14 protein-coding genes are annotated in these 16,124 nt (G+C 66.9%); 12 read left to right on the top strand and 2 right to left on the bottom strand.

The genetic code is table 11. The features are described 5' to 3' along the window. The first annotated feature begins 42 nt into the window (after positions 1-42). The 3 genes from ACZK2R_RS23140 to xth all read left to right on the top strand — a co-directional run bounded on the left by ACZK2R_RS23140 (position 43) and on the right by xth (position 4,187). Positions 43-1,707 carry an MFS transporter gene (locus tag ACZK2R_RS23140; protein WP_049399160.1) on the top strand — a complete coding sequence of 555 codons (1,665 nt, stop codon included), beginning with the start codon at positions 43-45 and terminating at the stop codon, positions 1,705-1,707. A 183-nt stretch (positions 1,708-1,890) separates the two neighbouring features. Continuing rightward, positions 1,891-3,300, top strand: coding sequence for a coniferyl aldehyde dehydrogenase (locus tag ACZK2R_RS23135; protein WP_180837852.1), 1,410 nt, complete (start codon positions 1,891-1,893; stop codon positions 3,298-3,300). 119 nt (positions 3,301-3,419) lie between these two features. Further along, the gene (gene xth, locus ACZK2R_RS23130; RefSeq protein WP_180837853.1) at positions 3,420-4,187 is read left to right on the top strand and encodes an exodeoxyribonuclease III; all 768 of its coding nucleotides are present in this window, start codon (positions 3,420-3,422) and stop codon (positions 4,185-4,187) included. Positions 4,188-4,259: 72 nt separating this feature from the next. Here xth and ACZK2R_RS23125 read toward each other — a convergent pair whose 3' ends face one another. Further along, on the bottom strand, positions 4,260-4,511 hold the full coding sequence (locus ACZK2R_RS23125) for a GlsB/YeaQ/YmgE family stress response membrane protein (RefSeq protein WP_005411656.1): 252 nt from the start codon (positions 4,509-4,511) through the stop codon (positions 4,260-4,262). 84 nt (positions 4,512-4,595) lie between these two features. On the opposite strand from ACZK2R_RS23125, the gene ACZK2R_RS23120 reads away from it, so the two are divergent. From ACZK2R_RS23120 to ACZK2R_RS23080, 9 genes are all read left to right on the top strand, one after another. Next, positions 4,596-5,195: a 4'-phosphopantetheinyl transferase family protein gene (locus ACZK2R_RS23120; RefSeq protein ID WP_049399162.1), complete on the top strand. Its 600-nt coding sequence runs from the start codon at positions 4,596-4,598 to the stop codon at positions 5,193-5,195. A gap of 39 nt (positions 5,196-5,234) precedes the next feature. Next, positions 5,235-5,873 carry a 16S rRNA (guanine(527)-N(7))-methyltransferase RsmG gene (gene rsmG / locus ACZK2R_RS23115; protein ID WP_121504108.1) on the top strand — a complete coding sequence of 213 codons (639 nt, stop codon included), beginning with the start codon at positions 5,235-5,237 and terminating at the stop codon, positions 5,871-5,873. 112 nt (positions 5,874-5,985) lie between these two features. Beyond that, on the top strand, positions 5,986-6,783 hold the full coding sequence (locus ACZK2R_RS23110; protein ID WP_032128472.1) for a ParA family protein: 798 nt from the start codon (positions 5,986-5,988) through the stop codon (positions 6,781-6,783). Next, the gene (locus ACZK2R_RS23105) at positions 6,783-7,706 is read left to right on the top strand and encodes a ParB/RepB/Spo0J family partition protein (RefSeq protein ID WP_478487682.1); all 924 of its coding nucleotides are present in this window, start codon (positions 6,783-6,785) and stop codon (positions 7,704-7,706) included. Before ACZK2R_RS23110 ends, ACZK2R_RS23105 begins: the two co-directional genes overlap by 1 nt. A 126-nt stretch (positions 7,707-7,832) precedes the next feature. Further along, the gene (locus ACZK2R_RS23100) at positions 7,833-8,573 is read left to right on the top strand and encodes a suppressor of fused domain protein (protein ID WP_032128474.1); all 741 of its coding nucleotides are present in this window, start codon (positions 7,833-7,835) and stop codon (positions 8,571-8,573) included. Between the two features lie 46 nt (positions 8,574-8,619). Further along, positions 8,620-9,585 (top strand): NAD-dependent epimerase/dehydratase family protein, encoded by a 966-nt coding sequence (locus ACZK2R_RS23095; RefSeq protein ID WP_049399164.1) that lies wholly within the window; start codon positions 8,620-8,622, stop codon positions 9,583-9,585. 89 nt (positions 9,586-9,674) lie between these two features. Next, positions 9,675-10,397 (top strand): glycosyltransferase family 2 protein, encoded by a 723-nt coding sequence (locus ACZK2R_RS23090; RefSeq protein ID WP_005420380.1) that lies wholly within the window; start codon positions 9,675-9,677, stop codon positions 10,395-10,397. Beyond that, positions 10,397-10,744, top strand: a complete 348-nt coding sequence (locus tag ACZK2R_RS23085; protein WP_005414908.1) for a lipid-A-disaccharide synthase N-terminal domain-containing protein — start codon at positions 10,397-10,399, stop codon at positions 10,742-10,744. Before ACZK2R_RS23090 ends, ACZK2R_RS23085 begins: the two co-directional genes overlap by 1 nt. 258 nt (positions 10,745-11,002) lie before the next feature. Further along, a complete protein-coding gene (locus ACZK2R_RS23080) occupies positions 11,003-12,775 on the top strand; it encodes a DUF885 domain-containing protein (RefSeq protein ID WP_125893313.1) in 1,773 nt (590 codons plus the stop codon). A gap of 133 nt (positions 12,776-12,908) precedes the next feature. Here ACZK2R_RS23080 and ACZK2R_RS23075 read toward each other — a convergent pair whose 3' ends face one another. Next, the gene (locus ACZK2R_RS23075; protein WP_164080024.1) at positions 12,909-16,118 is read right to left on the bottom strand and encodes an efflux RND transporter permease subunit; all 3,210 of its coding nucleotides are present in this window, start codon (positions 16,116-16,118) and stop codon (positions 12,909-12,911) included. Between the last annotated feature and the right edge of the window lie 6 nt (positions 16,119-16,124).

Raw genomic sequence — 16,124 nt, 5'->3', positions numbered from 1 at the left:
ACCCACCGACCCAGGTCGGCATCTACAGAGGGAAAACGTCCCATGTCCAGCACTGCATCCAGCCCGCACAATGCGGCGGGCACCCTGACCAAGGGCCACAAGAAGGTCATCTTCGCCTCGAGCCTCGGTACGGTCTTCGAGTGGTATGACTTCTTCCTGTACGGCTCACTCGCCGCCATCATCGCCAAGCAGTTCTTCAGTGGCGTCAATGAAACCACGGGCATGATCTTCGCCCTGCTGGCGTTCGCTGCCGGCTTCTTCGTGCGTCCGTTCGGTGCGGCCTTCTTTGGCAGCCTCGGCGACCGCATCGGCCGCAAGTACACCTTCCTGGTCACCATCCTGATCATGGGCATCTCGACCTTCCTGGTCGGTGTGTTGCCCAACTACGCCTCGATCGGTTTCGCCGCACCGGTGATCCTGATCATCCTGCGCCTGGCCCAGGGCCTGGCGATGGGCGGCGAGTACGGCGGTGCCGCCACCTACGTGGCCGAGCATGCGCCGGACGACAAGCGCGGCCTGTACACCAGCTTCATCCAGTGCACCGCCACGCTCGGCCTGTTCATGTCGCTGCTGATCATCCTGGCCTGCCGCTACTTCCTCGGCAACGAAGCCTTCGAAGCCTGGGGCTGGCGTATTCCGTTCCTGGTCTCGATCCTGCTGCTGGGCGTGTCCGTGTGGATCCGCCTGCAGCTGAGCGAATCGCCGCTGTTCCAGCAGATGAAGTCCGAGGGCAAGGGTTCCAAGACCCCGTTCCGTGACAGCCTGAAGGGCGGCAACCTGAAGCTGATGCTGCTGGTCCTGCTCGGCGCTGCGGCTGGCCAGGCGGTGGTCTGGTACGGCGGTCAGTTCTACGCGCTGTTCTTCCTCAGCAGCATGCTGAAGGTCGATGCCACCACCTCCTACCTGCTGATCGCGGCCGCGCTGGCACTGGGCGTGCCGTTCTTCATCTTCTTCGGCTGGCTGTCCGACCGTATCGGCCGCAAGAAGATCATCCTCGCGGGCTGCCTGCTGGCCGCCGTCACCTACATCCCGATCTTCAAGGGCCTGACCCACTTCGCCAACCCGGCCATCGAAGAAGCCCGCAGCAGCTCGCCGGCCTTGGTCGTGGCCGATCCGGCCACCTGCTCGTTCCAGTTCGATCCGGTCGGCCTGCGCAAGTTCACCAGCTCCTGCGACGTGGCTACCGCCGCGCTGACCAAGGCCGGTGTGCCGTACGACGTGCAGCCCGCCGCCGCCGGTTCGCTGGCGATGGTGAACGTGGGCAGCGCCAGCGTCACCTCGTATGAGGCCGCCGGCCTGACCAAGGAAGACGGCAAGGCCAAGGCCGATGCGTTCGGTGCGGAACTGAAGACCGCCCTGACCACCGCCGGCTACCCGGCCAAGGCCGATGGCGCACGCATCAACATCGCCGGCACGATCTTCATGCTGTGGCTGCTGGTGCTGTACGTGACCATGGTCTACGGCCCGATCGCCGCCTACCTGGTCGAACTGTTCCCGACCCGCATCCGCTACACCTCGATGTCGCTGCCGTACCACATCGGCAACGGCTGGTTCGGTGGCTTCCTGCCGGCGATCTCGTTCGCGCTGGTGGCCGGTACCGGCAACCTGTACTACGGCCTGTGGTACCCGATCATCATCGCGCTGATGTCGGTGGTGATCGGCGGCTTGTTCCTGCGCGAGACCAAGGACGTGGATATCACCAAGTAACCGGCGTGCCGACCAACGGTCGGCACCCACCGGGTTCCGGGGCCGCGGTGCAGACCGCGGCCCTCTTTTTGGTAGTGCCGGCCGCTGGCCGGCAAATGCACGATGTCTGCCGGAGATCCATGGGGCTGCCGGCCAGCGGCCGGCACTACCATTGCGTTGCACAGCACGCCGTATAGTCGGCCCATGACCATCACCACGCCGACCGAGCTCCCCGCCATCCTGCACACCCTGCGCAGCGCCTGGCAGTCGCAGCGCCCTTCGCTCGACCAGCGCGAAGCCGACCTGCGCCGCCTGCGCGAGGCGTTGAAGCCGCGCCTGGACGAAATGGCCCAGGCCATCGCCGAGGACTTCGGCCATCGCGCCCACGTCGAATCGAAGCTGGCCGATGGCATGAGCGTGCTGTCGGCCATCGACCACCTGCGCCGCCACCTGCGCCGCTGGTCGAAGCCGCAGCGGGTGGGCGCCGGTTGGCGATTGTGGCCGGCGCGCGCGCAGCTGCGGCCGACGCCTCTGGGCGTGGTCGGGGTGATCTCGCCCTGGAACTACCCGGTCACGCTGGCACTGGTACCGCTGGCAACGGCCATTGCCGCGGGCAACCATGTGCTGCTGAAACCCTCCGAGCACACGCCGCGCACCAGCGCGTTCCTGGCTGATCTGCTGGCCAGCGTGTTCCCGCCCGATCGCGTGGCGGTGGTGCAGGGTGGGGCGGATGTGGCCGCGGCGGTGTCGTCGCTGCCGCTGGACCATCTGCTGTTCACCGGCTCGACGGCCGTTGGCCGCAAGGTGATGGCCGCCGCCGCCGAGCATCTGGTGCCGGTCACGCTGGAACTGGGCGGCAAGTCGCCGGCCATCGTCTGCCGCGATTTCCCGCTGGACAAAGCCGCAGCGCGGCTGGCCACCGGCAAGTGGTTCAACGCCGGGCAGACCTGCATCGCGCCGGATTACGTGCTGATCGACACCGCGCGCCAGCGCGAGTTCGTGCAGGCGCTGCAGCAGCAGGTGCGCGAGCGCTACGGCGATTTCAGCAGCGCCGACGACTACACGCGCATCATCAACGAAGGCCAGTACCGGCGCCTGCAGGGTTATCTGGCGCAGGCGCGCGAACGCGGTGTGCCGGTGATTCCGCTGGCTCAGGTGGACGATGCGCGCGCTGATCGTGAGCGGCTGCTGGTGCCCACTGTGGTGCTGGACCCGCCGGACGACCTGGACCTGATGCGCGAGGAGATCTTCGGGCCGATCCTGCCGGTGCGGGCGTACCCGGATCTGGATGCGGCGCTGGCCGACGTGCTGTCGCGCGACCGGCCGCTGGCGCTGTATCCCTTCAGCCATGACGCGGCGACGGTGGAGCGCATCCTCGGCCAGGTGGTGGCCGGTGGGGTGACGGTGAATGACACGCTGCTGCACTTCGCTGCCGATGGCCTGCCGTTTGGCGGGGTGGGGGCCAGCGGCATGGGCGCGTACCACGGCCGGGCCGGGTTTGATGCGATGAGCAAGCGGCTGCCGGTGCTGTGGCAGTCGCGCTGGGCAGCCAGCGACCGGCTGCGGCCGCCGTATTCGAAGATTGCCAGGTTGTTGAAGTTCCTCTTGCGGTGATCGGGTTCCGGTAGTTGCCAACCTTGGTTGGCACACGGTGATTGCTGGCGCCAACCAAGGTTGGCGTCTACCGGGGTATAGGGGCGCCCATCAAGGCCCACCCGGGTAGAATGGCCCCCATGAAGATCGCCTCGTGGAACGTCAATTCGCTCAATGTCCGCCTGCCGCACCTGGAGCAGTGGCTCAAGGAGTTCGGCCCGGACATCGTCGGTATCCAGGAAACCAAGCTGGAGGACCACAAGTTCCCCGATTCGGCGCTGATCGCCGCGGGCTACCGCAGCGTGTTCGCCGGCCAGAAGACCTACAACGGCGTGGCGCTGCTGTCGCGTGAGCCGGCGCAGGACGTGCAGATCGGTATTCCCGGCTTCGAGGACGAGCAGAAGCGCGTCATCGCCGGTACCTTCGGCGACCTGCGGGTGATCAACCTGTACGTGGTCAACGGCCAGGACATCGGCACCGACAAGTACGACTACAAACTGCGCTGGTTGGAGGCGGTGCATGCGTGGATCGCCGAAGAACTGCAGCGGCACCCGAAGCTGATCGTGATGGGCGACTTCAACATCGCCCCGGACGCGCGCGATGTGCACGACCCGGAGGTGTGGAACGAAAACCACATCCTGACCTCCACCTCCGAGCGCGGCGCACTCAACAAGCTGCTGCAGCTGGGCCTGCACGATGGCTTCCGCCTGCACAACGACGAGGCCGGTGTGTTCAGCTGGTGGGATTACCGTGCCGCGGGCTTCCGCCGCAACCTGGGCCTGCGCATCGACCTGACCCTGGTTTCCGACGCGCTGAAGGGCAGTGCGGTGGCCTCGGGCATCGACCGTGAGCCGCGTACCTGGGAGCGCCCGAGCGACCATGCGCCGGCGTGGGTGCAGTTGGGTTGAACGAACGGGGCCCGACGATTGCCGGGCCCGTTCTGAAACGTCTGCCGGCCAGCGGCCGGCACTACCCTCAGATCACCGTATGCTCTTGCGGGTGAACAGGTTGACGATTGCCAGCAGGATCACCGCACCGATCAGCGAGAACAGGAAGGTGCGGATGGTGATCGCTTCGTTGATGCCGCCGCCGAACAGCCAGCCGGAAATCAGCGCGCCGACGATGCCGACCACGATGTTGAGGATGATGCCCTGCTGGGCATCGCGCTTCATGATGATGCTGGCCAGCCAGCCTACGATGCCGCCGACGATCAGCCAGATGATGATGCCCATGATCGAACCTCCGGTGGGGAACTGTGACCAGTTGACGCGCACGGCCGTGAACCCGTCGTGGAATTGCGTGATGGGCGCGTGCGGATGAGCCTGCCAGCCACCCTCGACGGCCCGTGGCGCTTCGGTCCGGTGACGGTCTGGCGGCGCCCGCACGTGCCGGGCCACCGCGGCGAACCGCAGGCGCGGCAGGTGCTGGCGCAGGCGCTGGGCGCCGACCCGGACACGCTGCCGCTGGTCCGCGATGACAAGGGCCGGCCGGAGCTGAGCGGCGCGTTGGCCCACTACGGCACCGGCTGGAGCCACAGCGGCGAGGTGCTGCTGGTGGCGCTGGGCGAGGGCGTGCGGTTGGGCGTCGACCTGGAACTGCTGCGCCCGCGGCCGCGTCTTCTGGAAATCGTGCAGCGCTTCTTCCACCCCGAGGAAGTGGCCTGGCTGGAAAGCCTGGACGAGGCCGGGCGCGAGCACTGGTTCTTCCGCGTGTGGTGCGTCAAGGAGGCCATCCTGAAGGCGCACGGGCAGGGCATCTCGTTCGGCCTGCACCGCCTGCAGTTGGCCCCGGGGGCCGATGGCGCCCTGCACCTGCGCTGGTGTGACCCGGAACTGGGCGAGGCCGCGCGCTGGCACCTGCACGAATGGCAGGCCACCGGGCAATTCCGCGCTGCTCTGGCCTGGTATCCGCACTGAAGCGGGGAATCAGCGCGCAAAACCGGCGATAATGGCGGCATGAGCGAACACCCACTTCCCGCCAGCGTGGCTGCCACGCTGGAACAGGGCCTGGCCAGCATGGGCCTGGACGCCGCGCTGGCGCCGCCGCTGCTGCGTTACCTGGCCCTGCTGCACCGCTGGAACGGCACCTACAACCTCACCGCCATCCGCGATCCGCAGGAGATGGTCACCCGCCACCTGCTCGATTCACTGGCGATGCAGCCGTTCGTGGCCGATGGCAGCCTGGCCGACCTCGGCACCGGTCCCGGCTTGCCCGGCATCCCGCTGGCGATCGCCTGCCCGGGCCTGCAGGTCACCCTGGTGGAGAGCAACGGCAAGAAGGCGCGCTTCATGCGCGAGGCCGTGCGCCAGCTCGGTCTGGGCAATGCCCGCGTGGCCGAATCGCGCGCCGAGGCGCTGGACGAAGCTGGCCACTACGACCAGCTGACCGCGCGTGCGATGGACACCCTGGCCGGCATCGTCCGCGTCGGTGGCCATCTGTTGCGCCCCGGCGGCGTGCTGTTGGCCATGAAGGGCGTCTACCCGCATGAAGAGATCGCGGAGCTGCCGGTTGGCTGGCAGGTGCGCGAGGTGACCCCGCTGAGCGTGCCCGGCCTGGCCGGCGAACGCCACCTGGTCACTGTTACAGGTCCCTGATTCCCGTCGCCAGCCCCTTGTGGAACAAGAGGTTGGCGATCCACGATTTCCGCAAGGGCCCGGTTGTACGCATAATGACCGGTCCCAGCACACGTCGACGAGGCACACCCGCATGGCCCGCATCATCGCCATCGCCAACCAGAAGGGTGGCGTCGGCAAGACCACGACCGCCGTCAACCTGGCCGCTTCCCTGGCCAACGCACCCAAGCGCGTGCTGTTGGTCGACCTGGATTCGCAGGGCAACGCGACCATGGGCAGTGGCGTGGACAAGCGCGAGCTGGTCTCCTCCACCTACGATCTGCTGCTGGGCGAGTCCAGCGCCGCCGATGTGCGCGTGCAGACGGCCGAAGGCTACGACCTGCTGCCGGGCAACATCGACCTGACCGCGGCCGAGATCCAGCTGATGGCGCAGAGCGAGCGCGAGCAGCGCCTGAAGCGCGCGCTGGCACCGATCCGCGACGAGTACGACTACATCCTGATCGACTGCCCGCCAGCGCTGTCGCTGCTGACGCTCAACGCGCTGGCCGCCGCCGATTCGGTGATCGTACCGATGCAGTGCGAGTACTACGCACTGGAAGGCCTGAGCGCGCTGGTGGAAACCATCGAAGCGCTGCGTGCCAACCTCAACCCGGCGCTGGAGATCGAAGGCGTGCTGCGCACCATGTTCGACGTGCGCAACAACCTGGCCAACGCGGTCTCGGCCGAGCTCACCGAGCACTTCGGCGACCGCGTGTTCCGCACCATCGTGCCGCGCAACGTGCGCCTGGCCGAGGCGCCCAGCCATGGCCAGAGCATCGTCGGCTACGACCGCGCCTCGCGCGGTGGCGTGGCCTACCTGGGCCTGGCCGGCGAGATCATCCGCCGCAACAACGAACGCAACAAGGCCGCCAAGGCCGTGGAGACCGTCTGATGACCAGCAGCAAGCCGGCAGCCAAGAAGCGAGGCCTCGGCCGTGGCCTGGATGCCCTGCTCGGTCCCAAGGGGGCGGTCAGCCAGGTGCAGGCCGCCACTGCGGTGATCGAGCCGCTGCCGGGTGAGGTGCTGCGCAAGCTGGCCGTCGGCCAGCTGCAGCCGGGCAAGTACCAGCCGCGCCGCGAGATGGACGAGGGCAAGCTCTCCGAGCTGGCTGATTCGATCAAGTCGCAGGGCGTGATCCAGCCGATCCTGGTGCGCCAGCTGCCGGCGGGCAACTACGAGATCGTCGCCGGTGAACGCCGCTGGCGCGCCTCGCAGCTGGCCGGCCTGGACGAAGTGCCGGTGGTGGTGCGCGAGCTGGAAGACCGCACCGTCATCGCGATGGCGCTGATCGAGAACATCCAGCGCGAAGACCTCAACCCGCTGGAAGAAGCCGAAGCGCTGCAGCGCCTGATCAGCGAATTCACCCTGACCCATGCCGAGGCTGCCGAGGCCGTCGGCCGCTCGCGTGCGGCGGTGTCCAACCTGCTGCGCCTGCTGGAGCTGCCGGTGGCAATCCGCCTGCTGCTGGAAACCCGCCGCCTGGAAATGGGCCATGCCCGTGCGCTGCTGACCCTTGCCCCCGAGCTGGCCGGCAAGCTGGCGCAGGAAGCGGCCGATGAAGGCTGGTCGGTGCGCGAGGTCGAGCGCCGTGCGCAGGCCTTCGCCGCCGGCAAGGTGCCGAGCAACCGCCCGGTCGCCACACCGAAAGTGCAGCAGGCCGACATCGCCTCGCTGGAAACCGAACTGTCCGAAGCGCTGGGTGCCAAGGTGGCGATCAGCCACGGCCGGGGCGGCAAGGGCAAGCTGATCATCCATTACACCGACCTGGATACCTTGGACGGCGTGCTGGAAAAACTGCGTACGCGCCAGGGCTGAGCCCGGCGCAGCGCCAGGGGATGCGGCCTGTTCCTGCCGTGTCCCGCGAATGACAGGGAACGTACCGCCGCGCGCGCCGTGGGATGTACTGCCTTCCGGCCCGTGGCCTCATCCAGGGAGCAGGACATGAGCAACGAATACGAGTACGAGGACGTCAGCCCGGACGGTACCCAGATACTGAGGCACCGGCGCGAAAAGGACTTTGTGCTCGCCATCGGCGAAGAGCAGCACATCGAAGCGATCAGCGGCCATATCGAGCGCCATCTCGGACCGATCGCCACGGTCCTGCACGAACTCATTTCCGACCTGGTGCACATTGATGTGCACGTGGTGCCGGCCAATGACCACTGCCCGTACCTGCGCCTGGTCACCTCCGGCATGAGCGACCTGCCGATGACCGTGCCCGCCGACGTGGACGCGGATGTGCCGCGCTACATGGAGCTGATGGTGACCCTGCCGGCCGACTGGCCGATGTCCCAGGACGCCTTCGAGGACGAGCGCAATTACTGGCCGGTGCGCCTGCTGAAGGGCATGGCGCGGTTGCCGCATGAGTACGACACCTGGCTGGGCTTCGGCCACACCATTCCCAACGGCCATCCCAGCGAGCCTTATGCGCCCGGAGCAGGCTTCGACGGTGCCATCGTGCTGATGCCGGTGACTGCTCCGGAGGACTTCGCCACGCTGGAGCTGGAGGATGGCAGGACCATCAGCTTCATGAGCCTGGTTCCGCTGTATCCGGAAGAGATGGACCTGAAGCTGAAGAAGGGCGCCGACGCCCTGCTCGACCGCTTCGATGCGAAGCAGATCAACGATGTGATCGAGCCGGGCCGGGTCAACGTCGCCAGGAAGCGTTTCGGTTTGTTCTGAGACCGGTAACATCAGGGGCCTGAATTTCTGCTTCCGGGCCCCTGCCATGACCATCCTGCTTACCGGCGCTGCCGGCTTCATCGGTGCCTACACCGCCCGCGCGCTGCTGGAGGCGGGCCAGCCGGTGGTCGGCCTGGACAACTTCAACGACTACTACGACCCGCAGATCAAGCGCGACCGCGTGGCCGCGCTGTGCCCGACGCTGGACCTGCGCACCCTGGACCTGACCGACCAACAGGGCCTGGCTGCGCTGTTCGACGAGGTGAAGCCGACCGCGGTGATCCATCTGGCTGCACAGGCCGGCGTGCGCTATTCGCTGGAGAATCCGCAGGCCTACGTCGACAGCAATCTGATCGGCTTCGTCAACATGCTCGAGCTGTGCCGCCACCGTGGCGTGCAGCACCTGGTGTATGCGTCGAGCAGCTCGGTCTACGGTGATTCGGCCACGCCGCCGTTCTCCGAGGACCAGCGCGTGGACCAGCCGCGCTCGCTGTATGCGGCCACCAAGGCGGCCAATGAGCTGATGGCCTACACCTACGCGCAGCTGTACGGCCTGCATGCCACCGGCCTGCGCTTCTTCACGGTGTATGGCCCGTGGGGCCGGCCGGACATGGCACCGTTGCTGTTCTCGCGCGCGGTGCTGGCCGGGCGGCCGATCGACGTGTTCAACGAAGGCCGCATGCAGCGCGACTTCACACATGTCTCCGACATCGTGTCCGGTATTCTCGGCGCGCTCGCGCATCCGGCCGATGGTCCGGTACCGCACCGGGTGTTCAACCTCGGCAACCATACGCCGGTCGAGCTGGAGCGCTTCATCAGCGTGATCGAGCAGGCCGCCGGTCGCCCCGCGCAGAAGGTCTACAAGCCGATGCAGCCGGGCGACATGGTGCGCACGATGGCCGATACCCGGCGCGCCCATGACGCATTCGGCTTCGACGCGGTGACCCCGATCGAAGCAGGGTTGCCCCCCGTCGTGCAGTGGTGCCGCGAGTATTTTGGCGACCGCGCCTGAGGAGGGATCCTCACACAGCCGGATTCATCTTCGGATAACCTCGGCTTCGGAGAATGCGCGGTCTTTGTCCCCCTTTGGCCGAGTGCCTTATGAGCCAACCCGAGCTTTCCGTTGTCGTCCCGGTGTTCAACGAACGCGACAATGTCGCCCCGCTGGTTGCCGAAATCACCGCCGCACTGCGTGGACGGCTTCCGTTCGAGATCGTCTACATCGACGACCACTCGCGCGATGACACCCTGGCGGTGCTGCAGGGCCTGAAGGCGACCACCCCGGAACTGCGGGTGCTGCACCATGTGAATCAGAGCGGGCAGAGCACCGCCGTGCGCACCGGCGTCAAGCACGCACGTGCGCCGTGGATCGCGACCCTGGATGGCGACGGGCAGAATGATCCGGCCGACATTCCCAAGCTGCTGGCGGCGCGCGATGCCGCCGAGGCACAGGTGAAGCTGTTCGCCGGCTGGCGCGTCAACCGCCAGGACAGTGGCAGCAAGCGCTGGGCCAGCAAGTGGGCCAACGCCATCCGTGCACGCATGCTGCGCGACGATACGCCCGATACCGGCTGCGGCATCAAGCTGTTCGAGCGCAGCGCGTTCCTCGACCTGCCGTATTTCGACCACATGCACCGCTACCTGCCGGCGCTGATGCAGCGCGCCGGCTGGAAGACCACCAGCGTGCCGGTCAACCACCGCCACCGTACCGCCGGTGTCTCCAAGTACAACAACCTCGGCCGCGCCCTGGTCGGCATCCGTGACCTGCGTGGCGTGGCCTGGCTGATCACCCGCAGCAAGCGCACCGCGGTGGAGGAGCGTTGATGGATCTGGAGCTGCACTGGCTCGACCAGCCGCTGACCTGGTTGTACTGGACCGGCCTGCATGTGACCGGCTGGAAGCTGATCGGCTATACCGGCGCGCTGATGTTCGGGGGCCGCTGGCTGGTCCAGTTCATCGCCTCCAAGCGTGCGGGCAAGCCGGTGATCCCACGCCTGTTCTGGTACATGAGCGTGGTCGGCAGCCTGATGACGCTGAGCTACTTCCTGTTCTCGGCCAAGCAGGACTCGGTGGGCGTGCTGCAGAACCTGTTCCCGGCGTTCACCGCGCTGTACAGCCTGCAGCTGGACATCAAGCACCGGGGCTGGAAGCGGGACAAGGCCAGTCACTGAGGCTGCGGGGTCAGAGCCCTTTCCGCAGGAAAGGGCTCTGACCCCGACCGGATCGCCGGCGCATCCACGCATGGCGTGGCTCTGTTGCATGTCCGGCGGCCGTGCCGGGTAGCTGCCAACCTTGGTTGGCACACGGGGAAAGCCAGCGCCGACCAAGGTCGGCAGCTACCCGGCACGGCCCAGGCAGGACCTTCGTCCCATGCCACGGGCCGTGGGCGGTGCCATCATCGGGGTCTGCCTTCCCGGGAACCTGTGCTCGTGAAAACCCGTCTTGCCGTTGCCCTGCTGATCGCCCTGTCCACCCCCGCCGTAGCCCTGGCCGCACCGCCCGCCGCCGCCGCGCCGGCCAGCGTGGCTACCGAATCGCCCGCCGATGCCGCCTTCCGCGCGCTGTACGAGAAGGAATGGAAGTGGCGCCAGGAGGGCGGCGGCGAGGCCAGCGAGGACGAGGACGCGCCAGCCAACGCCACCCGCATGCCCGACGTCGGCCCGGCCGCGCAGCAGGCGCGCCTGAAGGTATGGGATGAAACCCTCGCTGCGCTGAAGAAGATCGACCCGAAGACCCTGTCGCCCGACAACCAGATCAACTACGCGATCTACCGCGATCAGGTGTTCAACCTGGCCGAAGAAGTGCGCCTGCGTGGCTACGAGATGCCGTTCAACGCCGACTCCTCGTTCTGGTCCAACCTGTCCTTCATGGCCCGGCGCGAGATGAAGACCGTGCAGGACTACCAGAGCTACATCGCACGCCTGAACGATGTACCGCGTTACTTCGGCCAGCAGACCGAAAACATGCGCGCCGGCCTGAAGCGAGGTTTCAGCGTGCCGCGCGCGGTGCTCGATGGCCGCGAAGTGTCCATCGCCACCGTCGCCGAGCTGATGGATCCCACTGAGTCGCCGCTGTACGCGCCGTTCAAGAAGCTGCCCAACAGCATCCCGGCCGCCGAACAGGCCAGGCTGCAGGCGCAGGCGCGGGAAGCGATCAGTGGCAAGGTAGTGCCGGCGTTCCAGCAGCTGCGCACCTTCTTCGTCAGCGAGTACGTGCCGCAGGCGCGTACCACGCTGGCCGCCGAAGCGATGCCGGGCGGCAAGGCGTACTACAAGCAGCAGATCCACGAATACACCACGCTGGACCTGTCGCCGGACGAGATCCACCGCATCGGTCTGGATGAAGTCGCACGCATCCAGAAGGAAATGAACGACATCATCAAGCAGGTGAAGTTCAAGGGCAGCTTCGCCGAGTTCCTGACCTTCCTGCGCACCGATCCGCAGTTCTATGCGAAGACGCCGGAAGAGCTGCTGTCGCGCGCCGCATGGATCTCCAAGCGGGCCGACGGTCAGCTCGGCAAGTACATGACGCTGCCGCGCGCGCGCTTCACCATCGTGCCGGTGCCGCCGGACATCGCGCCGTTCTGGACCGCCGGCCGCGGTGGCATGGGCACCTACTGGCTCAACACCTACAACCTGCCGTCGCGCCCGCTGTACAACCTGCCGGCGCTGACCCTGCATGAATCCGATCCGGGCCACGCGCTGCAGGGTGCCATTGCCGCCGAGCAGAAGAACCTGCCCGAGTTCCGCCGCAACGCCTACATCTCCGCCTACGGCGAAGGCTGGGCGCTGTACTGCGAGAAGCTGGGCGTGGAAATGGGCATCTACGAAACCCCGTATGAGGACTTCGGCCGCCTGACCTACGAAATGTGGCGCGCCACGCGCCTGGTGATCGACACCGGTGTGCACAGCAAGGGCTGGAGCCGCGAGCAGGCCTTGGCCTACCTGCGTGACCACACCGCGCTGAGCGAGCATGAAGTGACCACCGAAGTGGACCGCTACATTTCCTGGCCGGGCCAGGCCCTGAGCTACAAGCTGGGGGAGATCGCCATCGTGCGCCTGCGTGCGCAGGCCGAGAAGGAGCTGGGCGACAAGTTCGACATCAAGGGCTTCCACGACACCCTGCTCAAGCAGGGCTCGGTGCCTCTGCCGGTGCTGGAACAGCAGATCCAGGCGTACATCGCCGAACGAAAGAAGGCCTGACCGTTCCAAGGTAGTGCCGGCCGCTGGCCGGCAACCCGCATGCACCGCAATTGTTCGACATTGCCGGCCAGCGGCCGGCACTACCCCTGATTGGAAAACGGGGTCGGATCGCAGGATCCGACCCCGTGGTCTTTCAGCCCACCGCCCTTGGCTTGGCCACCCGCGCTGCAAAGGTCGGCAGCACCAGCAGGGTCAGCACGGTGGCGGTGATCAGGCCACCGATCACCACTGTCGCCAGCGGCTTCTGCACTTCCGCACCGGAACCGCTGGCGATCGCCATCGGAATGAAGCCGACGATCGCCACCAGCGCCGTGGTCAGCACCGCGCGGATGCGGCTGGAGGCGCCGTTGATCGCCGCCTGCAGCGGCAGGTCACCGGCATCCAGGCGCTCGCGGATCGCCTGCATCAGCACCAGGCCGTTCAAGGTGGCCACGCCGGACACGGCGATGAAACCAACCGCCGCCGACACCGAAAACGGCATGCCACGCAGCAGCAGCGCGAGAATGCCGCCGACCAGCGCCAACGGCACGCAGCTGAACACCAGAATGGCTTCCTTGCCGCTGCGCAGCGCCATGAACAGCAGGCTGCCGATCAGCAGGAACACCACCGGCACCACCGTCGCCAGCCGCTTCTCGGCACGCTGCAGGTTCTCGAACTGGCCGCCCCAGGTCAGATACGCACCCGGCGGCAGTGCCACGTCGGCCACCGCTGCCTGCGCTTCGCCGACGAAGCCGCCCAGGTCGCGGCCACGCACGTTGGCCTGCACCACCACGCGGCGGCTGCCGTTGTTGCGGCTGATTTGGTTGGGCCCTTCGCTGACCGTGATGCGCGCGACCGACGACAGCGGAATCACCAGGCCTGCAGGCGTGGCGATCGGCAACGAGGCCAGCTGGTCCGGATCATTGCGCGAGGCATCGTCCAGGCGCACCACCACGTTGAAGCGGCGATCACCTTCGAAGATCTTGCCGGCGGCGGTACCACCGATGCCGGTGGACAGCGCGTCACTCACGTCCGCGGCAGTCAGGCCGTACTGCGCCGCCGCCACGTGGTCGATGGCCACATTGAGCGTGGGCAGGCCGGAGATCTGTTCCACCCGCACGTCGGCCGCACCGTTCACCGCACGCAGCTTCAACGCCACCTGGTCGGCCACCTTCTGCAGCTGGCTGAAGTCATCGCCGAAGATCATCACCGCCAGGTCGGTACGCACGCCGGAAATCAGCTCGTTGAAGCGCAGCTCGATCGGCTGGCTGAATTCGAAGCTGTTGCCCAGCTGCTGCCCGGCCAGCTTTTCGAAGCGTGCTACCAGTGCATCCTTGCCCAGTTTCGGATCCGGCCAGTCCTTGCGTGGCTTGAGCACGATCACGCTGTCGGAGATGTTGGTCGGCATCGGGTCGATCGCCGCCTCTGCGGTACCGGTGCGCGAGAACACGGTTTCCACTTCCGGCTGTTTGGCAATCGCCTTTTCCAGTGCCAGCTGCATCGCCAGCGACTGCTCCAGTGAGGTCGACGGCACGCGCAGGGCCTGCATCGCCACGTTGCCTTCGTCCAGCGTCGGCATGAACTCGCGGCCCAGCAGCGAGAACGAACCGATACCCACCACCACCATCATCACCGCACCGGCCAGCACCGTGCGCGGATGCGCCACGGCTTTGCGCACCACTGGTTCGATGCGCGCACGCAGCACGCGGATCAGCTTGGTTTCGTGCTCGCCATCGTCAGCATGTGCATCGCCGTCCTTCACCTTCGGCTCGCGTACCAGCAGTGCGGCCATCGCCGGCACGAAGGTGAAGGAGAAGATGAAGGCACCGATCAGGGCCAGCATGAACGTGGCCGCCATCGGGTGGAACGTCTTGCCCTCCACGCCTTCCAGGGTAAGGATCGGCGCGAACACCAGCAGGATGATCAGCTGGCCGAAGGCCGCAGGGCGCGCCATCTTCATCGCCGAATCGGCGGCCACGCGCAGGCGTTCCATCGCGGTCAACGCACGGCCCAGTTCGGCGCGGCGCTGGCCCAGCATCAGCAGGGTCGACTCGACCACGATCACCGCACCGTCCACCAGGATGCCGAAGTCCAGCGCACCCAGGCTCATCAGGTTGCCGCTGATGCCGAAGCGGTTCATGCCGATCACTGCGAAGAGGAACGACAGCGGAATGACCAGCGCGGTGATCGTTGCCGCACGCAGGTTGCCCAGCAGCAGGAACAGCACCACCACCACCAGCAACGCGCCCTCGGTGAGGTTCTTGGCCACGGTCTTGATGGTGGAATTGACCAGCACGCTGCGGTCCAGCACCGGTGCCGCCACGATGTCGGCCGGCAGCGATTTGTTCACCTGTTCCAGGCGCGCCGCAGCTGCCTGCGCCACGGTGCGGCTGTTGCCGCCGGCGATCATCAGCGCGGTACCCAGCACGGCTTCATGGCCGTTGCGGCTGGCCGCACCCAGGCGCGGTGCGCGGCTCAGGTCGACGTCGGCCACATCGGCCACGCGTACCACCACGCCATTGCGGGTGGCTACCGGGGCCTGTGCGAGATCGTCGGTGGTCAGCGCCAGGCCGTCAGCACGTACCACCAGGCCCTCGCCGGCACGCTGCACGAAACCGGCACCGGCCTGTACGTTGGAACGCTGCAGGGCAGTGACCAGGTCGGCCAGGCCGAGGCCGTGCGCGGCCAGCTTGGCACTGTCCGGATGCACGCCGTATTCCTTGACGTAGCCGCCGACCGTATCGACGCCGGCCAGCCCCGGGCTGGAACGCATCTGCGGCGCGATGATCCAGTCCTGCACGGTGCGCAGGTAGGTGGCACGTTCTTCCGGCGTGCGAAGCAGGTTGCCTTCTGGCGTGCGGTAGACCTCGCCGGCCTGCCAACCCGCTTCACCGGGCTTGGCCAGCTTGGCCGGATCGAACGCCGTGAAGTCCACCGTCCACATCAGCACCTCGCCGAGGCCGGTGGTGACCGGCGACAGCATCGGCGACGCGCCATCGGGCAGGTCTTCCGATGCCTCGCGCATGCGTTCGGCCACCTGCTGGCGGGCGAAGTAGATGTCGGTCGCATCGGTGAAGATCGCGGTGACCTGCGAGAAGCCATTGCGCGACAGCGAACGCGTGGTGGTCAGGCCGGGAATGCCGGCCAGCGCGGTTTCCAGCGGATAGGTCACCTGCCGCTCGATCTGCTCCGGGGTCAGTGCCGGTGCCACCGTGTTGATCTGCACCTGGCGGTTGGTGATGTCCGGCACCGCGTCGATCGGCAGCTTGCCCAGCTGGAACAGGCCCACGGCAGCGATCAGCGCCGCCATGAACACCACCAGCCAGCGGTGGCGCACCGCTGTTTCAATGATCAGCTTGAACATGGTCGC

The sequence above is a fragment of the Stenotrophomonas sp. 96582_Sma genome (assembly GCF_056480905.1).
Note: the sequence above shows the minus strand (reverse complement) of the source record. Positions and strands in the feature narration are given on the sequence as shown.